The sequence below is a fragment of the Novilysobacter antarcticus genome, assembly GCF_019802285.1.
Classification (GTDB): domain Bacteria; phylum Pseudomonadota; class Gammaproteobacteria; order Xanthomonadales; family Xanthomonadaceae; genus Novilysobacter; species Novilysobacter antarcticus.
This window is the reverse complement of sequence record NZ_JAIEUJ010000003.1, coordinates 449,753-464,315: the sequence shown is the minus strand read 5'-3', so window position 1 is coordinate 464,315 and position 14,563 is coordinate 449,753. Positions and strand designations below refer to the sequence as shown.

Genomic DNA, 14,563 nt, shown 5'->3' with positions numbered 1-14,563 from the left:
AACTGGCGATTGATGTAACGGGTTCAGCTCCATGGCAGACGACAATCCGATCCGGCTGGAGGCCTCGTGGCGCAAGCGCGTCGGGGACTACCTGTTGCGCGAAGACATGCAGGCGCTGGCGCGCTTCCTGCGCGAGCGCCAGGCAGCCGGCGCGAGGATCCATCCGCCCGCGCGGGAGATGTTCGCCGCCTTCGAGGCCACGCCGTTCGACGCCGTCCGCGTGGTGATCCTCGGCCAGGACCCTTACCACGGTCCGGGCCAGGCCCACGGGCTGAGCTTCTCCGTCCGCCCCGGCGTGGCGGTGCCGCCGTCGCTGCGGAATATCTACAAGGAGCTGGAGCGTGACCTCGGCTTGGCCGCGCCGTCCCACGGCTGCCTGTTGCCATGGGCGCACCGGGGCGTGTTACTCCTAAACGCGGTGCTGAGCGTGGAGGAGGCCAGCGCCGGGGCGCATGTCGGCAAGGGCTGGGAGGGGTTCACTGATCACGTCGTGCAAACCCTGGACCGCGAGCGCGAGGGCCTGGTGTTCCTGCTCTGGGGTGCCTATGCGCAGAAGAAAGGGGCGATCATCGACCGCCAGCGTCACCGGGTGCTGCGCGCGCCGCACCCCTCGCCACTGTCGGCCCACCGTGGGTTCATCGGTTGCGGGCACTTTTCTGCGGCCAACCAGTACCTCGTCCGCCGTGGCGAATCACCGCTCGACTGGTCGCTGCCGGAAACCCCTGCCACCAGTGCATCCGGGCACGGGGATTGAACGTATAAAGGGATATCAGACACCCGTGGAAGGCGGCGAATTCAATCGCACACCGTCCTGCCAGCAGGATGCTGAGAACTTAACGACGGTTTAGCTGTCTTACCTTGCAACTGCTAAAATAGGCGCCATGACCCAGATGACCACTGCCAACGCACTCATTCCCAACAGCCTGCCGGTTCCCAGCGCGCTGGGATCGCTTGATGCCTATATCGGGGCGGTTTACCGCATCCCGGTGCTAAGCGTGGAAGACGAGCAGGCACTGGCACGCCGTTACCTCGCCGAGGAAGACCTCAATGCCGCCCGTGAGCTGGTGCATTCGCACCTGCGCTTCGTGGTGCACGTGGCCCGCGGCTACAACGGTTACGGGCTCCCGCTCGGCGACTTGATCCAGGAAGGCAACATCGGCCTGATGAAGGCGGTCAAGCGATTTGACCCCGATCAGGGCGTGCGCCTGGTCAGCTTCGCCGTCCACTGGATCCGTGCCGAGATGCACGAGTTCATCCTCAAGAACTGGCGCATCGTCAAGGTCGCCACCACCAAGGCGCAGCGCAAGCTGTTCTTCAACCTGCGTCGCAGCAAGAAGCGCCTGGGCTGGATGAACGCCGAGGAGGTCCGTGTCGTCGCCAACGACCTGAACGTGTCCGAGCGTGAGGTGCTGGAGATGGAGTCGCGCCTGTCCGGTCGCGACATCGGCTTCGACGCGCCGGAGGGCGATGACGACGATCGCGCGCCGCCGTCCCCGGTGGCCTACCTGCGCGCCCACGACGAGGACCCCTCGCAGATCTACGAGCGCGAGAGCGTGGAAGACCATCAGGTCGGCCTGCTCCACGAAGGGCTGGCCAAGCTCGACGAGCGTTCGCGCGACATCGTCGCCCGCCGCTGGCTGGGTAACGAGAACAAGGTGACGCTGCAGGAGCTGGCCAACGAGTACGGGGTGTCCGCCGAGCGCATCCGCCAGATCGAGGCGAACGCGCTTAAGAAGATGCGGGTCCTGTTCGCCGCGTAATTCGCCGCAACCGCTTTATCGCGTTATTGCAACGGCCCGGGAAACCGGGCCGTTCGCGTTCGGGCGGCGTCATCACCACGACTCTCGTGTCAGCCATGGGTTAGGCTTTGCGCTGGTTTTCCGGGGAGCAAGCCATGGCGATGATTTCCGATGAGCGGCGCATCGCGCTGCTGGTGGACGCCGACAACGCGCCGGCGGCGAAAATCGACGTCATCCTGGCCGAGGTCGCCCGCCATGGCGCGGCCAACGTGCGCCGCGCCTACGGCAACTGGAAGAGCCCGCACCTGAAGGGCTGGGAAGCCTGCCTGCACGAATACGCGATCCGGCCGATCCAGCAGTTCGCGTATTCCACCGGCAAGAATGCGTCCGACATGGCGATGGTGATCGACGCCATGGACCTGCTGTACGCGGGCAACCTGGACGGGTTCGCGATCGTCTCGTCGGATGCCGACTTCACCCCGCTGGTGATGCGCCTGCTGACCGACGGAGTAAAGGTGTACGGCTTCGGCGAGAAGAAGACCCCGCTGCCCTTCGTCAACGCCTGCTCGGTGTTCACCTACATAGAAGCGCTCGGGCCGCAGGACGATTCCGACGATGCCGACAACCAGCCCGTGCGCGTCCGCAAGGACCGCGCGGAGCTGCGCCAGGACACCCGGCTGGTGCAGATGCTCCGCAGCGCGGTCAGTGCGGTTGCCGGCGAGGACGGCTGGGCGCACCTGGGCCCGGTGGGCAGCCAGATCAACAACCAGGCCTCGTTTGACCCGCGCAACTACGGTTACTCCAAGTTGAGCGAACTGGTGGCGGCAACCGGCCTGTTCGAGGTGAAGAAGGAAGGGCTGACGCTGTACGTCCGCACACTGCCCAGCGGTGGCGGCAAGCCGGGAAACGATCGGACCTGACTCACCGGGTATCCCGTGCGCGCCCGGTTCCAACGGTGACTCAGTAAAGGTCCACCGGATCCACGTCCAGTGACCAGCGCACCTTGCGCGCTTCCGGACTTGCGCGGACCACCGGCAACGCTTCCTGCAGGACCCGGTGCAGGCGACCGCGCGCAGTGGCTGACAGCAACAGCTGGCTGCGCAGATAGCCCGCCCGCCGCGGCATCGGCGCCGGCAAGGGGCCGCTGAGCTCCAGCGCCGGCGCGCCCGCACGCAGGGCGCGGTCGGCACCCTCCAGCGCCCGGCGCACCACCAGCAGGAAGGCATCGGCCAGTTCCACCTGTTTGGCTTCGGCACGGAACATCGCCAGGTGGGCAAACGGGGGAAACACCGCGGCCTCGCGCTGCTCCAGTTCGATCGCAGCGAAGGCGCCATAGCCGCCATTCAGCAGGCTCTCCAGCAGCGGGTGCTCGGGATGGTGGGTCTGCAACACCACCTGGCCGGCACGGTCGGCGCGACCGGCCCGCCCGGCAACCTGGATCAACAACTGGGCCAGCTTTTCAGGTGCGCGGAAGTCGGCACTGAACAGGCCCTCGTCGATCCCCACCACCGCGACCAGGGTCAGGCTGGGCAGGTCGTGGCCCTTGGCCAGCATCTGCGTGCCCACCAGGATGCCGCGGGTGTCGCCGAAGTTGGCCAGGTGGGTTTCCAGCGCATCACGCCGGCTGGTGGTGCCGCGGTCGATCCGCAGTACCGGGACGTCGGGAAAGCGCTCGCGCAGCAGCTCCTCGATGCGTTCGGTGCCCGCACCCTGGGATTGCAGTGCCAGCCCACCGCAGTCGGGGCAGGCGTTGGGTGTCGGCCGGCGGGCGCCGCAGTGGTGGCACTGCAGGCGCCGTCCGCCGGCGTGGACGGTCATCGCCGCATCGCACTGGCGGCACTGCGCACTCCAGCCGCAGTCGTGGCAGAGCAGCACCGGCGCGTAGCCGCGGCGGTTCTTGAACACCAGCACCTGGCCATTGGCCGCCAGTGCGGCGGCCACGGCGTCGAGCAACTCCGGGGACAGTCCCGCCTGCAGCGGCCGCTTGCGCACGTCGAGAACGCGCACGGCCGGCGGCCGGGCGTTGCCTGCACGCCGTGTCAGACGCAGGTGCGTGTAGCGGCCGGAGACCGCGTTGTGCAGGGACTCCAGCGAAGGCGTCGCACTGCCTAGCACGATGGGCACGTCCAGCGCCCGCGCACGCACCAGGGCGAAATCCCGGGCGTGGTAGCGGATGCCGTCCAGCTGCTTGAAGCTGCCGTCGTGCTCCTCGTCGATGACGAGCAGGCCGGCGTCGGGCAGGGGCAGGAAAACCGCGGAACGGGTACCGACCACGACCCGTGCCTCGCCGCGCAGGCAGGCCGCCCAGGTTCGCGCGCGCTCCCCATCCGAGAGGCCCGAATGCAGCGCGTGCACGGCCACGCCGAGGCGGGCACGGAAGCGCGCGAGCAATTGCGGCGTCAGGCCGATCTCCGGCACCAGCACCAGCGCCTGCTTGCCGCGGGCGAGGCAGTCCGCGATCGCGTGCAGATAGACCTCGGTCTTGCCGCTGCCGGTCACGCCGTTGAGCAGGAACGGGGCGAAGTGGTCGCGCGCTGCGAGGACCGCGTCGACCGCGACCTGCTGCTCGTCGTTCAGCTGAGGACCCGGGCGCGGGGCGGAGGCGGTCTGGAGCGGTGCCACGGCGATCCGCTCGGCCAGTCCACGCTGGGCCAGCGTTCGCGCCGCGGCGCGCCAGGCGCCAGTCCCGGAGCTGGCGGCTTCGACGCCGTCGGGGTCGAGATGCGCCTCGTTCACCGCGCCATCCTGCAGGCGTTCGGCCAACACGCGCGGTCTGCCCGCGCGCATGTCCGCGAGCCCGGCGTGGCCGGCAGCCGTCAGCCGCCACGCCCAGTCGTGGGTAGCGGGCAGCGGCTCGCCCCGGCGCAGCGGTCCCGGCAGGGCCGTCGCAAAGATCTCTCCCAGCGGGGCGTGGGTATAGCGGCCCAGCCATCGCAGCGATCCCAGCAGCTCCCCGGCGAACAGGGCGGACTCGTCGAGAATCTCCAGTGCCGGCTTCACGGTGGCCATATCCACATCGGCGACCGTCGGGACATCCACCACCACGCCGACCAGTTCACGCGCGCCGAAGGGTACCTTGACCCGGCTTCCGATCTCGCCCTCAACCCCGTCTGTCGGGGCGAGGTAATCGAACAGACGCGGTAACGGCACGGGAACGGCAACGCGCAGAAGGCGGATCTGGGGGGAGCGGTCGGGCATCGCGCCAGTCTATCGGCCTGCCTGAAAAGACGCGCCACCAGGTGGGGGCCAGTTGCGTGGCATTGCTGCCCGGATAATCACAAAGTGTGCGCAAGTGCCGGTTTTTGCAGGGGATTGGCCGTTATCCACATCTGCTGTGGATAAGTCTGTGCATGGGCGCTTGGAAAACGTGCGTGAGGCTGTCCCCACAAGCCCCCGGCTTGGGTTGGTCAAAAAAGCACCAAACGATAAAAATCAATTAAAATCAACAGCTTGGCCGTGAAACATTGCAATCATCAGGCCGGTTGTGGCAGCCAATTCCCGCCGACGGCCCGTCATCGCGCTGCTGTGCACAACCGATTCGACGCACAACCCGCGTCACGCTTTGTTCACCGGCGGTTTATCGAATTGTCAAGCGTCCGGCGAAGGGGCCGGGATCGTTATCATGGCGTCATGCCAAGGCCCTTTCGATGACAGATCCGCGCGCCGTTCCGAGTGCCCGTTCAGGCGCCGTCGCGGGCGCGGGTGGCCGTGCTCCGGCCGCGCTGGCCGCGTTCCTGCGTGGCGTCGAGCGGCGCGGCGCTGTGCTGGCGGAGTTGCAGTGCGGCGACGCTTCCACGGGCGATGCCGCACTGGCCGACGCGATGCGCCAGTTCCGAAGCGCAGCTGGAGCGACCGTCATGGACGACTGGCCGCGGCAGTTCTGGACGGTGTTGCTGGCCCAGCCCGCGCTGAAGCAGCGCACACCGGTTGCCATTGCGGTCGAGGCCACCGATCGCCTTGGTGAGCTGGGCAGCGGGCCGCGGGCCGCGTTGCTGCTGCGCCTGGCGGCCGGCCTGGACGAGGCGGGCGCTGCGGCTGTCCTGGGTGTGCGCACCCAGACCTACCGGCTGGCGCTGCAACGGAGCTTGCCGCATCACCCCGACGGTCGCGCCGATCCACAGGCATGGCAGGCGCTGCGCGAGCAGGTGCACCGGCGCATCAAAACGCTTCCGGGCGGACGACTGGACCGCCTTGCCCGCGCACGCGAGGCCGCGCTGCGCGGCGGTGATGATGCGGCGGCGCCTGTCGCGACCGACAGCCTGGGCGCTCCAGGCGCCGAGCGCACGAGACCGGTCTGGCTGATGCCGCTGCTGTGGGCGCTGTTGGCGCTTTGTGTGCTCGCGATGGTCCTGACCTTCCTTCCGCAATTCCGCAATCAGGCCGGCGCTTGGCGTTCCATCGACGCCACTGGCACCTTGGCCGAGCAGCAGCCCGCCTCGCGCTACAGCGATGAGGCGGCAGCGGTGATGCACCGGGACTTCGACCTGCTGGCCGATCCGCAGGGCGTCGCGCTGGCTGCTGACCTGCCATTCCACGCGTGGCTGGCGGCCGATCCCGGGCAACTGCCGACCACGGCGCCGGTGAACGCGGACGCCGCGGCCGAGGCGCTGGTCGCCGATGCGGTCGAGATGCTTGAGGGGGAGACCTCCGATGAGCATGACTAGCCGTCGCTGGTGGTGGGGGGCTTGCGCCCTGCTGGGCGGTTTCACGTTGCAGGCCGCGAGCCCGACGCTGGACCAGATAGCCGACGTGTTGCCACGCCTGCAGCCCGAGGCGCGTGCCGCGTTGGAGAGGCGTGCGGGGCAATGGTCGGGTTGGAGCGCCGCCGAGCGCGACTCTTTCCAGCAGCGGATGCTGGCCTGGGATGAGCTGCCGCGCGGCGAGCGCGACGCCGTCCGAGAGCGCTACCTGGCGTGGCAGGCGTTGCCGGCCAGCGAGCGCGCCAGCGTCATGGCGGCGGCCACCCGCTATCAGGGGCTCGCCGCGGAGGAACGCGTGACCCTGCGCGAAGCTTACGAAGCGCTGGACGGAAGCGAGCGCCGCGGCTGGTTGCTGGGTCCGGTCGTGGGCCGGGACTACCCGGCCCTGCAGCCGCTGCTGGCTCAGGTGCCGCTGGAAGAGCATGCCGCGCTGCTGGCGGCGTTGCGCGCGATGACTCCCGAACAGCGACGTGATCTGGCAGTGCTGGTGCAGCGCAGCTCGCCGCAGGAGCGCGACCACCTGCGCAGCGAACTGGCGACGTTGGAGCAGGCGGGGATCTCCGCCTGGTTGTGGGAGCGGCTCGACCGCTGAGGACTGATCCCGGTGTCCTCCCCTTCCGATGCGGTCCCGCTTGCGGCCTTGCCGTCGGCGCGCCTTGCCACCGAGGTCGGTCGCACCGGCCTGCTGGCCGCGCCGCTGGTGCTGGGCCACGTCTCCACCGGACTGATCGGCTTCGTCGACAGCGTGATCGCCGGCCATCACGGCACCGCCACTCTCGCCGCGGTCTCGGTGGGCACCGCCTTGTTCTGGTTGCCGATGATGGTGCCGATGGGGACCTTGATGTCGTTGCCGCCGGCGGTATCGCAGCTGGACGGCAGCGGGCGCCGTGACGAGATCGGCGCGCTGTTCCGCCAGGCCCTGTGGCTGGCCTTGGGCCTGGGCTTGGCGCTGTTCGCTTTTCTCAGCGTCGCGGGACTGGCCCTGGAGCCGATGGGGATCGCCCCGGGCATCCGTGATGGGGCACGCGACTTCCTCCATGGGATCCGCTGGGGCGTGCCCGCGCTGACGTTCTACCTGTGCATGCGCTACCTCTGCGACGGCCTGCACTGGACCCTGCCGACGATGCTGTTCGGGTTCGGCGGATTGGTCCTGCTGGTGCCGCTGGGCTTCGCTCTGGCCTACGGCGTGGGCAGCATGCCGGGTCGCGGCGCGGGTGGGCTGGGAGTGGCATCGGCCCTGATGATGTGGGCCCAGGCGCTGGCGTTCCTGCTCTACCTGCGGCGGGCGCGCCGATTCACTGGCCTGCGCCTGTTCGCCCGCTGGGACGCCCCGCAGTGGCCGCCGATCCGCAGTCTGCTGCACACCGGCCTGCCGATCGGGGTCACGGTGGCGATGGAGGGTGGGCTGTTCATCACCACCGCTTTGCTGATCGGCCGGCTCGGCGAGGTACCGGTGGCCGCGCACCAGATCGCGATCAACGTCGCCAGCCTCTGTTACATGATTCCGCTGGGTCTGGCGGAGGCGACGACCGTCCGGGTCGGGCACGCCTTGGGCCGCGGCGAGCCGACCGCCGTGCGCCGCGCGGCCTGGGCGGGTTTCATCATCGTGCTGGGCACCCAGGCGCTGTCGGCGCTCGCTCTTTTGCTGGGCAATCAGGTTGTGGTGGGCTTCTATACCGGCGACGCGCAGGTCGCGGCGCTGGCGGCTGCGCTGTTGCTGTACGCGGCGGCATTCCAGATTCCCGATGGCATCCAGGTCATCGCCGCCGGCGCCCTGCGTGGCTTGCGCGACACGCGCGTGCCGATGCTGATCGCCGCGTTCGCCTACTGGGGCGTGGGCATGCCGCTGGGTGCGGCGCTGGGCCTTGGCGTGGGCGGCTTGACCCCGGCAATGGGCCCGCGTGGCATGTGGCTGGGCCTGATTGGCGGGCTTTGCGTGGCCTCGGTGTTGATGGGCTGGCGGTTCCGGCGCTCCAGCCGCGACCGTCATCTGCGCGTCCTGTTGCACGGCGCCAGCCCGTCAGGGGTGACCAATGGTGGATGAATACCGCCGCCCCAGCGGTTACCCTCGAAAAATCGTCATGGAGTGTCAGCAATGAACCAGGTCCAGCGCCGCGGTCCAATCGCGCGTTTCTTCGTCGGCTTGTGGGACGCGATGAATTTCACCCGCCGGTTGATCTTCAACCTGGTGTTTTTCACCTTGCTGTTCATCATCCTGGCCGCCATCGGCAGTGGCGATCGCAGCGAGCCGCTGCTGGAGCGCACCACTCTGGTGATCGCGCCCGAGGGCCGCCTGGTCGAGCAGTTCAGCGCTGACCAGGCCACGCGCGCGTTGATGAAGGCGATGGGCTCCAAGGCCGGCGAGATCCAGCTGCGTGACGTGGTGCGCACTCTGGACAAGGCCGGTGAGGACAAGCGCATCGAGCGTGTCGTCCTCCAATTGGACCGTCTGTCCGGTGGCGGCATGGCCTCGCGCCGGGAAATCGCCGCGGCCGTCGCCCGCGTGCGTGCCGGCGGCAAGGAGGTGATCGCTTTCTCCGAAGGCATGGACCAGTCGAATTACCTGATCGCCGCCGAGGCCGACGAGATCTACCTCGACCCGATGGGCGGCCTGCTGCTGGAGGGGCTGGGACGCTACCGCCAGTACTACCGCGAGGGCCTGCAGGACAAGCTGGGCGTGGACGTGCACCTGTTCAAGGTCGGTGAGTTCAAGTCAGCGGCCGAGCCCTATGTACTGGACGCCGCGTCGCCGGAGTCCAAGGAAGCCGACCTGTACTGGATGAATGACCTATGGCAACGCTTCCTGGCCGACGTCGGGCGCGCACGCAAGCAGGATCCGGCGGTGATCGCGGCGGACATCAACCTGTTGCCCGAGGGCATTGCCGCGGTGAACGGCGATCTGGCCGAGTACGCGCTGCAACACAAGCTGGTGGACGGCCTGAAGACGCGCGAGCAAGTGCAGGATGAACTGGTCGAGCGCGGCGTCGCCGACGCGGACGCCGAGGGCGGCTTCCGCCGCGTCTCGATGGAGGGCTACCTGACCCATCTGAATACCGCGCGCAAGCTCTCGCCCGACCGCCGCCCCAAGGTTGCCGTGGTCGTGGCCGCCGGTTCGATCACCGGTGGCGACCAGCCGCCGGGAACGATCGGTGGCGATTCGACCTCCGCCCTGCTGCGTCAGGCGCGCGACGACGATGAGGTGAAGTCGGTCGTGCTGCGGGTGAACTCGCCCGGTGGCGAGGTGTTCGCCTCCGAGCAGATCCGCCGCGAGGTGGTGGCCCTGCAGGCCGCCGGCAAACCCGTGGTGGTGTCGATGGGCGACCTGGCCGCGTCCGGCGGCTACTGGATCAGCATGAACGCCGACCGGATCTACGCCGACGCCTCCACCATCAGCGGCTCGATCGGCATCTTCGGCATGATCCCGACCATCCCGCGCGCGCTGGACAAGATCGGCATCCACACCGACGGCGTCGGCACCACGCCGCTGGCGGGTGCATTCGATATCAGCCGCCCGCTGGATCCGGCGGTCGGCCAGGTCATCCAGTCGGTGATCGACAAGGGCTATCGCGACTTCATCGGCAAGGTGGCCGACGCGCGTGGCAAGCCGGTCGATGGGGTCGACGAGATCGCCCGTGGCCGCGTCTGGAGCGGTGCCCAAGCCAAGGACCGTGGTCTGGTCGACGAGCTGGGCGACCTGAAGTCGGCCATCGTGGACGCGGCCAAACGGGTCGAGCTGGGTGAGGGTGACTACGCCGTCACCTACGTCGAGAAGACCGGCACGCCGTTCCAGCAGTGGTTCGCTGGTTTCGCCGAAGGCCGGATGGGCAGCCTGCTGCTGCGCGATTCCGACCTCGCCCGCGGGCTGGTGGCGCGCGCGCTGCCGGCGACCCAGGCCGACCTGAAGCTGTTGGAAGACGCCATCACCCCCGCCGCGGGCGTGCCGGTGAAGGCGCTGGCCTACTGCTTCTGCGCGCTGGAGTAGCCGACGCCGCGCGGCAATCAGCCCCCGGCCGCCTCGATCGCCTGACGCTGGGCTTCGGCGGCCTTGAGCGTGGCGTCCTCGACCGCCTTGGCCCTGTCCAGCGGCTCGTGCAGAGTGCGGCTGGCGGCGCTCTGACCGGCTGCCTTCGGCACCGGCGGCTGGTCGGGTTCCGGAACCGGCGGCCGGTTGCACGCGGACAGGAGCACGATTGCTGCGCAGCTTGAAAGCAGGATGGTCGGTTTGACCCGCATCGTCGTGTCCTCCTGAGGTCCGGGGGTTATCCTAGCGCGCCGGGTCGAGCGTCGCCGCTGGCGACCAAAGGAGCACAGATGGATCCCAAGCGATGGCGCCTTGACGGGCAACTGGCATTGGTCACCGGCGGCAGTGCCGGCATCGGTCGAGCGATCGCACGTGAGCTGCTGGGCCTGGGCGCCGACGTGTTGCTTGCCGCACGCGATGGCGGCGCCCTGGACGATGTCCGCAGCGAATTGCTGGAGGACTTTCCGCAGCGCGACATACAGGTGTTCGCCGCCGATGTGGGCATCGACGAGGATCGGCGTGAGCTGCTCGAGTGGGTCGAGCAGGAAGGCGATGGCGGCCTGCACATCCTGGTCAACAATGCCGGCGCCAACGTCAGTCGCCTGGCCGCCGACTACGATGACGCGGAGTGGCGGGCGATCTTCGAGGTCAACGTGTTCGCCGCCTTCGAGCTCTCGCGCCACCTGCACCCGCTGCTGACCCGGCATGCCGCGTCCAGCATCGTCAACGTGGGCAGCGTGTCGGGCCTGACCCACGTGCGCACCGGCGCGCCCTACGGCATGAGCAAGGCGGCGATGCACCAGATGACCCGCAACCTGGCGGTGGAGTGGGCCGAGGACGGGATCCGGGTCAACGCGGTCGCGCCCTGGTACATCCGCACCCGCCGCACCTCGGGCGCGCTGGCCGATGCCGACTACCTGGACGAGGTGCTGGAGCGCACGCCGCTGGGCCGGATCGGCGAGCCCGAGGAGGTTGCCGCGGCCGTCGCATTCCTGTGCCTGCCGGCGGCCAGTTACGTCACCGGCGAGTGCATCGCCGTGGATGGGGGGTTCTTGCGTTACGGTTTCTGAGCCGCGGCGGGCTTTGGCCGCGCCTCAGCCATCCAGCGGCAGGTTCAGCGTCTCCTTGACCTCCTCCATGACGATGTAGCTCTTGGAGTCGCGCACGTGCGGCATGGTCAGCAGGGTGCTGCCCAGCAGTTTCCGGTACGACGCCATCTCCGAGATGCGCGCCTTGATCAGGTAGTCGAAGTCGCCTGACACCAGGTGGCATTCCAGCACGTTGGGCAGGCGCAGCGCGGCGTTGCGGAACTCCTCGAACACGTCGCCGGACTTGTAGGCCAGGCTGATCTCCACGAACACCAGCAGGTCGGCGCCCACCAGGTGCGGGTCCAGCCGCGCGTGGTACCCGGTGATGACACCGTCGCGCTCCAGCCTGCGGACCCGTTCCGTGCACGGACTGGTCGACAGCCCGACGCGCTCGCCCAGCTCGGTGAAGGAGATCCGCCCGTCCTGTTGCAGCACGCGCAGGATCTTGCGGTCGATTTTATCCAGCGGACGCGAATGGGCAGGCATGGTCTTCCCGTGGTATGGATGAACGGCAGTGATTCTGCCTGTGACTGCTGAAAAATACAGGAAACACGCCCGGCGCTTCGTTCCTATACTCCCCGCCTGGGAACCCGCCACCGTGAGCGGGCAATCGACTGGGTGGACGAGCAACATGCGGGTACTGGTACTGGGCAGTGGCGTGATTGGCACTTGCAGCGCGTGGTATCTCGCGCAGGCGGGTTTCGAGGTGACGGTTATCGATCGCGAATCCGCCCCGGCGCAGGAAACCAGCTTCGCCAACGCGGGACAGATCTCGCCCGGCTACGCATCGCCGTGGGCCGCACCGGGCATTCCGCTGAAGGCGTTCAAATGGCTGTTCTCGCGCCACGCGCCGTTGGCCATCAAGCCCGGCCTGGATCCGCGCCAGTACGTGTGGATGCTGCAGATGCTGCGCAACTGCACGGTCGATCGCTACGCGGTGAACAAGGCGCGCATGGTGCGCCTGTCGGAGTACAGCCGCGACTGCCTGGACGAGCTGCGCGTCAGCACCGGCGTCGACTACGAGGGTCGGCAGCTCGGCACGGTGCAGCTGTTCCGCACGCAGGCCCAGCTCGACGACGCCGCCAAGGACATCGCGGTGCTGAAGGAATACGGCGTGCCCTACGAGCTGCTCGACCGCGACGGCATCGTGCGCGTGGAGCCTGCGCTGGCTGGCGTGGTGGACACGTTGGTCGGGGCGTTGCGCTTGCCGCATGACGAGACCGGCGACTGCGAGCTGTTCACCCGCCGCCTGGCGGCGATGGCCCGGAATGCAGGCGTGGAGTTCCGCTTCGGCGCAACGGTGGACCGGATCGAGGCGTCTGGCGGGGCGGTGACCGGGGTCAGCATCGACGGCCGGATGGAGCGTGCGGATCGCTATGTCGTGGCGATGGGCAGCTATTCGACTCCGATGCTCGCCCCGCTGGGCATCGACCTGCCGGTGTACCCGCTGAAAGGCTACTCGCTGACCCTGCCGATCACCGACCCGGCGATGGCGCCGACCTCAACCGTGCTGGACGAGAGCTACAAGGTTGCGATCACACGCTTTGACGAGCGCATCCGCGTGGGTGGCATGGCGGAGCTGGCAGGGTTCGACCTGAGCCTCAATCCGCGGCGCCGGCGCACACTGGAGAAAGTCGTCAACGATCTCTATCCGCATGGCGGCAACCTGGCCACGGCGGAGTTCTGGACCGGCCTGCGTCCGGCAACCCCCGACGGCACTCCGGTGGTTGGCCCCAGCCCATTGGCCAACCTCTACCTCAACACCGGTCACGGCACGCTGGGCTGGACGATGGCCTGCGGTTCGGGCCGTTACCTGGCCGACCTGATGTCCGGTCAGGCGCCGCGCATCAGCAGCGAAGGTCTGGACATCTCCCGTTACGGCCGCAGTCGGGTGGCCCACTCCGGAGCGCGGGCCTGATGCGTCCGGCACGCGCCTTCATCGACCTGGACGCGTTGCGCCACAATTACCGCCTCGCACGCGAGCTGGGTGGGCACAAGGCGCTTGCGGTGGTCAAGGCCGATGCCTACGGACACGGGGCCGTGCGTTGCGCGCGCGCGCTGGAGCCGGAAGCTGACGGGTTCGGCGTCGCCTGCATCGAGGAGGCCCTGGAGCTGCGCGAGGCCGGCATCCGCGCGCCGATCCTGCTGCTGGAAGGCTTCTTCCAGGCCGATGAGCTCGCCCTGATCGACCGCCATGATCTGTGGTGTGTGGTCCAGGCCACCTGGCAGATCGAGGCCATCGAACGTGCGCGGCTGCAACGGCCGTTGACGGTGTGGCTGAAGCTGGACTCGGGGATGCACCGGCTCGGATTGGCGCCCGACGAATACCGCGCCTGCCTGCAGCGGTTGCGGGCACTGCCGCAGGTGCGTGAGGTGGTGGCGATGACCCACTTCTCCCGCGCCGACGAGCTGGACAGTCACCGCACCCAGGAGCAGCTCGAGAACTTCCACCGGGTCATCGACGGGCAGGGCGTGGGCGGCAGCCAGATGACGGCGAGCGTCGCCAACTCGGCCGCCTTGCTGGGCTGGCCGGCGATCCGCGCCCAATTCGCCAGGCCCGGGCTGATGCTCTACGGCGCCACGCCGTTCGCGGCGCCGCACCCCCTTGCTGACCGGTTGCGGCCGGTGATGACGCTGGAGTCGCAGGTCATCGCGGTGCGCGAGCTGGGCGAGGGGGAACCGGTCGGTTACGGCGCGCGCTTCGTCACCGAACGACCCACCCGGGTCGGGGTGGTCGCCATCGGCTATGCGGACGGCTACCCGCAGTTCGCCCCGAACGGCACGCCGATATGGATCGACGGCCAGCCCGGGCGGGTGATCGGGCGGGTCTCGATGGACATGCTGACCGTCGACCTCGACGGCCATCCGGAAGCCGGCATCGGCAGCCGGGTCGAGTTGTGGGGCAACCACATCCGCGCCGGCCGCCTCGCCGAACGGGCCGCGACCAGCGCGTACCGGCTGTTGTGCGGCCTCAAACGCGTGCCCAGGACCTACCTGGGCGGGTAAGACGGCGCA

At 68.6% G+C, this 14,563-nt stretch carries 13 protein-coding genes; 10 read left to right on the top strand and 3 right to left on the bottom strand.

What is annotated here, in order from left to right:
• Positions 1 to 31 precede the first annotated feature (31 nt).
• The 3 genes from ung to KZ491_RS11190 all read left to right on the top strand — a co-directional run bounded on the left by ung (position 32) and on the right by KZ491_RS11190 (position 2,659).
• Positions 32 to 754 (top strand): uracil-DNA glycosylase, encoded by a 723-nt coding sequence (ung, locus tag KZ491_RS11200; protein ID WP_222565914.1) that lies wholly within the window; start codon positions 32 to 34, stop codon positions 752 to 754.
• A gap of 136 nt (positions 755 to 890) precedes the next feature.
• The gene (gene rpoH / locus KZ491_RS11195) at positions 891 to 1,760 is read left to right on the top strand and encodes an RNA polymerase sigma factor RpoH (RefSeq protein ID WP_425493152.1); all 870 of its coding nucleotides are present in this window, start codon (positions 891 to 893) and stop codon (positions 1,758 to 1,760) included.
• Positions 1,761 to 1,894: 134 nt separating this feature from the next.
• Positions 1,895 to 2,659, top strand: a complete 765-nt coding sequence (locus KZ491_RS11190) for an NYN domain-containing protein (RefSeq protein WP_222565912.1) — start codon at positions 1,895 to 1,897, stop codon at positions 2,657 to 2,659.
• Between the two features lie 40 nt (positions 2,660 to 2,699).
• Here the strand turns inward: KZ491_RS11190 and KZ491_RS11185 are convergent, their stop codons facing one another.
• A complete protein-coding gene (locus tag KZ491_RS11185) occupies positions 2,700 to 4,937 on the bottom strand; it encodes a primosomal protein N' (protein WP_222565911.1) in 2,238 nt (745 codons plus the stop codon).
• Between the two features lie 449 nt (positions 4,938 to 5,386).
• Between KZ491_RS11185 and KZ491_RS11180 the strand changes: the two genes are divergently transcribed.
• The 4 genes from KZ491_RS11180 to sppA are packed head-to-tail and all read left to right on the top strand — an operon-like array spanning position 5,387 to position 10,421.
• Positions 5,387 to 6,403, top strand: coding sequence for a hypothetical protein (locus tag KZ491_RS11180; RefSeq protein ID WP_222565910.1), 1,017 nt, complete (start codon positions 5,387 to 5,389; stop codon positions 6,401 to 6,403).
• The gene (locus tag KZ491_RS11175) at positions 6,390 to 7,031 is read left to right on the top strand and encodes a DUF3106 domain-containing protein (protein WP_222565909.1); all 642 of its coding nucleotides are present in this window, start codon (positions 6,390 to 6,392) and stop codon (positions 7,029 to 7,031) included. Before KZ491_RS11180 ends, KZ491_RS11175 begins: the two co-directional genes overlap by 14 nt.
• A gap of 6 nt (positions 7,032 to 7,037) precedes the next feature.
• Positions 7,038 to 8,483, top strand: a complete 1,446-nt coding sequence (locus KZ491_RS11170) for an MATE family efflux transporter (RefSeq protein WP_425493151.1) — start codon at positions 7,038 to 7,040, stop codon at positions 8,481 to 8,483.
• 51 nt (positions 8,484 to 8,534) lie between these two features.
• Positions 8,535 to 10,421 carry a signal peptide peptidase SppA gene (sppA, locus tag KZ491_RS11165; protein ID WP_222565908.1) on the top strand — a complete coding sequence of 629 codons (1,887 nt, stop codon included), beginning with the start codon at positions 8,535 to 8,537 and terminating at the stop codon, positions 10,419 to 10,421.
• A gap of 17 nt (positions 10,422 to 10,438) precedes the next feature.
• Here sppA and KZ491_RS11160 read toward each other — a convergent pair whose 3' ends face one another.
• A complete protein-coding gene (locus tag KZ491_RS11160; protein WP_222565907.1) occupies positions 10,439 to 10,672 on the bottom strand; it encodes a hypothetical protein in 234 nt (77 codons plus the stop codon).
• Between the two features lie 78 nt (positions 10,673 to 10,750).
• Here KZ491_RS11160 and KZ491_RS11155 point away from each other — a divergent pair, with 78 nt between their 5' ends.
• Positions 10,751 to 11,530, top strand: coding sequence for an SDR family oxidoreductase (locus KZ491_RS11155; RefSeq protein ID WP_222565906.1), 780 nt, complete (start codon positions 10,751 to 10,753; stop codon positions 11,528 to 11,530).
• A gap of 24 nt (positions 11,531 to 11,554) precedes the next feature.
• On the opposite strand, the gene KZ491_RS11150 is transcribed toward KZ491_RS11155, so the two are convergent.
• Positions 11,555 to 12,034, bottom strand: a complete 480-nt coding sequence (locus KZ491_RS11150; RefSeq protein ID WP_222565905.1) for a winged helix-turn-helix transcriptional regulator — start codon at positions 12,032 to 12,034, stop codon at positions 11,555 to 11,557.
• A 145-nt stretch (positions 12,035 to 12,179) separates the two neighbouring features.
• Between KZ491_RS11150 and KZ491_RS11145 the strand changes: the two genes are divergently transcribed.
• Both KZ491_RS11145 and alr read left to right on the top strand, forming a co-directional pair.
• Positions 12,180 to 13,466 carry a D-amino acid dehydrogenase gene (locus tag KZ491_RS11145; RefSeq protein ID WP_222565904.1) on the top strand — a complete coding sequence of 429 codons (1,287 nt, stop codon included), beginning with the start codon at positions 12,180 to 12,182 and terminating at the stop codon, positions 13,464 to 13,466.
• Complete coding sequence (gene alr / locus KZ491_RS11140) at positions 13,466 to 14,554, top strand: alanine racemase (protein ID WP_222565903.1); 1,089 nt, start codon at positions 13,466 to 13,468, stop codon at positions 14,552 to 14,554. The genes KZ491_RS11145 and alr overlap by 1 nt, the downstream gene beginning before the upstream one ends.
• Positions 14,555 to 14,563 lie beyond the last annotated feature (9 nt).

Excerpts from the sequence above, each read along its gene's own strand:
- KZ491_RS11185 (WP_222565911.1), bottom strand. The coding sequence starts at position 4,937 with ATGCCCGACCGCTCCCCCCAGATCCGCCTTCTGCGCGTTGCCGTTCCC.
- KZ491_RS11150 (WP_222565905.1), bottom strand. The coding sequence starts at position 12,034 with ATGCCTGCCCATTCGCGTCCGCTGGATAAAATCGACCGCAAGATCCTG.
- KZ491_RS11160 (WP_222565907.1), bottom strand. The coding sequence starts at position 10,672 with ATGCGGGTCAAACCGACCATCCTGCTTTCAAGCTGCGCAGCAATCGTG.
- ung (WP_222565914.1), top strand. The coding sequence starts at position 32 with ATGGCAGACGACAATCCGATCCGGCTGGAGGCCTCGTGGCGCAAGCGC.
- KZ491_RS11175 (WP_222565909.1), top strand. The coding sequence starts at position 6,390 with ATGAGCATGACTAGCCGTCGCTGGTGGTGGGGGGCTTGCGCCCTGCTG.
- KZ491_RS11190 (WP_222565912.1), top strand. The coding sequence starts at position 1,895 with ATGGCGATGATTTCCGATGAGCGGCGCATCGCGCTGCTGGTGGACGCC.
- alr (WP_222565903.1), top strand. The coding sequence starts at position 13,466 with ATGCGTCCGGCACGCGCCTTCATCGACCTGGACGCGTTGCGCCACAAT.
- KZ491_RS11155 (WP_222565906.1), top strand. The coding sequence starts at position 10,751 with ATGGATCCCAAGCGATGGCGCCTTGACGGGCAACTGGCATTGGTCACC.
- KZ491_RS11180 (WP_222565910.1), top strand. The coding sequence starts at position 5,387 with ATGACAGATCCGCGCGCCGTTCCGAGTGCCCGTTCAGGCGCCGTCGCG.
- KZ491_RS11145 (WP_222565904.1), top strand. The coding sequence starts at position 12,180 with ATGCGGGTACTGGTACTGGGCAGTGGCGTGATTGGCACTTGCAGCGCG.
- rpoH (WP_425493152.1), top strand. The coding sequence starts at position 891 with ATGACCACTGCCAACGCACTCATTCCCAACAGCCTGCCGGTTCCCAGC.
- sppA (WP_222565908.1), top strand. The coding sequence starts at position 8,535 with ATGAACCAGGTCCAGCGCCGCGGTCCAATCGCGCGTTTCTTCGTCGGC.